We start from the raw sequence: 3,104 nt of genomic DNA on the forward strand, positions 1-3,104 counted from the left end.
GCTGAACGACAAGATTCGCCACGTACTGGACTTCTATCACGTCTGATCGGCACGCCAGTGCCGGACAGAGAACAAGGGGGTGCACCATGCACAAAGTAGCCTTGAGTTTTTCCGACGGACGGACCCACTTCATCGAGGTCGCCGCCAATGAAACGGTACTCGATGCAGCCCTGCGTCAGGGTATCACCATCCCGGTCGACTGCCGCGAAGGCGTCTGCGCGACCTGCAAGGGCACCTGCCAGTCCGGCAACTACGACCTGGAATATGTCGATGAAGATGCCCTGAGCGAAGCCGAGCTGGAGAGGGGCGGGGTGCTCACCTGCCAGATGCGGGTCGCGTCCGACTGTGCGGTGAAGTTCGACTTCGACTCCACGCTCTGCACCAGTGCCGGTCCCGAAGAGATCGAGGCGATCATCAAGGACGTCGAGATCGTGTCCGAGTCGGCTGCCATCGTTCATATCGATGCGGGTTCCAGGGCCGGCCAGCTGAGCTTCCTGCCGGGGCAGTACGCCCACGTGCAGGTGCCCGGCACCGACGAATGGCGTTCCTACTCCTTCGCCTGCATGCCCAACGACGCTAACCGGCTGCAGTTCCTGATCCGCCTGCTGCCCCAGGGGGTGATGAGCGACTACCTGCGCGACCGTGCCAAGCCTGGCGACAGGATGCGCCTCAAGGCGCCACTCGGCGCCTTCTATCTGCACAAGATCACGCGTCCGCTGATCCTGGTGGCCGGCGGCACCGGCCTGGCGGCGTTCCTCGGCATGCTCGACGAGATGGCGGCGAATCCTGCACGCTGCACGGAGCCTGTGACGCTGTTCTACGGCGTCACCCAGGTGGTGGACCTGTGTGAAATGGCCCGCATTCAGGGATACGCCGAAAAGCTGCCGAATTTCAGCTACCACAGCATTGTGATGAGGGATGCCGAGCGCTGGAAAGGCCCGGTGGGCGTGGTGACGGATCTGTTCGAGGACCACCACTTCAACGATGGCGAAGTCGATGCCTATCTGTGCGGTCCGCCGCCGATGGTGGATGCGGTCAAGGGCTGGCTCGATCAGCGGCAGATGGATAACAGCGTTGTCCACTACGAGAAATTCTCGGCCAGCTGATCATCTGTCTCGCCCGGCTGGTTGCGGAATGTGGATGGCCAGTCCTCGCAGGTCTTACCGGCAAGGCGGGGGTGCTGGCGGGTGCCGCTGCTCGGGGAAGTGCCGTACCTGTCGAACCCGACTGCCTGGACCTGTCGGCGCTGCTGGCCGATGCCGGGGGCTGAACAAAGTTTGTACAGCGCTGGCCCGCCGGAGAGCTGAGCACTATACTGGGGCGGTAGTCTGCGCCACGGAAAATGCGCGCAGGCATCCAGGGAGACACCGATATGAACGTTACATCAGCTCCGCAGTCCGGTTTGCTCGGTCTGAATCGCGGCATCGACAATGTGCAGAAGGTTGCCGGTGATATCACCGGTTCCGGCAAGGCCGACAAGGCGGAGCTGGCCAGCGGCCGCACACCCGATGAGGCGGTTGAAACCTCGGCATCGGCCCGGCACGAAGCCCCGACCACCCAGGTGGTATCCGAGGTGAAGGAATCGAGCGACCTTGAAAGTGTCCTCGGCGCCATTATCGATACACACGCCTGACGCCTGCGGCGGGTTATGTTGCTCCCGCTTCTGTGTATCGGTTTCCGCCTTTTACACGACCGATTTTCAATCGATTGCATTCCGGCCGTTGACCCGTGTCACAGGCGGCTCGTCCTGCGTTTCGTTTCGCTTGGGCTTTCGCCGTACAGCAAGCGATAGTCCCGGCTAAAACGCCCCATATGCGAGAATCCCCACCCCATAGCCAACTCGGTAACTGTTTTTGTCTGGCCGTTGTGCAGTAAATCGTGCCGTACATTTTGCAGGCGTATCTGGCGCAGGTACTCCATGGGGCTCTGATTGCGAAATTCGCGAAAGCCGGCGTAGAGCGTTCTCAGGCTGACACCGGCCAGTTGCGCCAGCTGCGCCGGTGCCATCGGCTCCCGGGCGTGCTCTGCCATATGCTGTTCCACCCGCTTGATGTGCCGCGGTGCCAGACGGCGGTCATTCTGACGCAGAGCATCAGAATAATTGTTGGGCTGCACACAGAGCAGGGTACTGATGATCAGCTGTTCAAGCTGCTGGGCGATGAGGGGTTCTTGCAGGCCCTCGGGCGATTCTTTTTGCAGCCGCACAAGATACAGCAGCATGTTCATCCAGCTGGCGTCCTGCTGCCAGCGCAGTCTGTTCTCAAATACCAGAGGCTGGGGCAACGGCCTGCCGATAATACGACAGCAGGCCTGTTCCAGCGTCTCGCGTTCGATACGCAGCATTAACTGATCACAGCCCTGGCTGTAGCGCATGACCAGCGTCTGGGCGGGGTTGAGGATAGCACCCAGCCTGTGATTCAGCTCGATGCGCTCGCCATCACATTGAATTTCCCCCTCTCCCTGCAACGGCATCTGGATCAGGAAAAATTGCTCCAGACATTCGGGTTCGATCTGCACAGCGGCGCCGTATCTGAGGCGGTTCAGGGAGATCTTTCCGATAGGAACATGGTGCAGGCGTGAGTCGATAACCTTTGTCTTGCCGAATGTTTTCAGGCGATGGGGCTTGAAGACAGCGCTGACCTGGTCCCGGACTTCATCCAGATCCTGGGAGCAGAAAACCAGTCGGCTCGGGTCTTTCAGCAGGGCGGATCGCAGCAATGGCGACACAATGGTTCTCGTCATGCATGGTCTCGTTTTTATTGTGTTGGCCGCCGGGGCTTGTACCCGGGGCTGTTTGTTCTGGCGCCAGTATAAGCGAGCGGGCCTGGCTGGCGGCTATCGTTGAGCAGATTTCTGCACTCAGCGGATAGTCAGCGCAGGCAAGGGCTCGCGTCCACGGCTCCCGGGTACTTAGGATGGAGCTACGCAAGCCTATAAACATTTCCGGGAGACGAGCATGGGTACATCGATCGAGATCAGGGCAAAGGACGGCAGCGGCGCTTTCCAGGGGTATCTGTCAGTGCCCGAGTGCGGCAGTGGCCCCGGCATTGTGCTGCTGCAGGAGATCTTCGGCATCAACGATACCATCCGCGGGATCGCTGACT

General features: G+C 60.5%; 3 protein-coding genes. 2 read left to right on the forward strand and 1 reads right to left on the reverse strand.

All coding sequences use genetic code 11. The features are described from left to right. The first annotated feature begins 86 nt into the window (after positions 1–86). Positions 87–1,106: an anthranilate 1,2-dioxygenase electron transfer component AntC gene (gene antC / locus MRS74_RS23445; protein ID WP_254582706.1), complete on the forward strand. Its 1,020-nt coding sequence runs from the start codon at positions 87–89 to the stop codon at positions 1,104–1,106. Positions 1,107–1,372: 266 nt separating this feature from the next. Beyond that, the gene (locus tag MRS74_RS23450; protein ID WP_254582707.1) at positions 1,373–1,633 is read left to right on the forward strand and encodes a hypothetical protein; all 261 of its coding nucleotides are present in this window, start codon (positions 1,373–1,375) and stop codon (positions 1,631–1,633) included. Between the two features lie 98 nt (positions 1,634–1,731). On the opposite strand, the gene MRS74_RS23455 is transcribed toward MRS74_RS23450, so the two are convergent. Further along, a complete protein-coding gene (locus MRS74_RS23455) occupies positions 1,732–2,742 on the reverse strand; it encodes an AraC family transcriptional regulator (protein WP_254582708.1) in 1,011 nt (336 codons plus the stop codon). Between the last annotated feature and the right edge of the window lie 362 nt (positions 2,743–3,104).

Origin of the sequence: Marinobacterium sedimentorum (assembly GCF_024267675.1) — a bacterium.
GTDB classification, from domain to species: domain Bacteria; phylum Pseudomonadota; class Gammaproteobacteria; order Pseudomonadales; family Balneatricaceae; genus Marinobacterium_A; species Marinobacterium_A sedimentorum.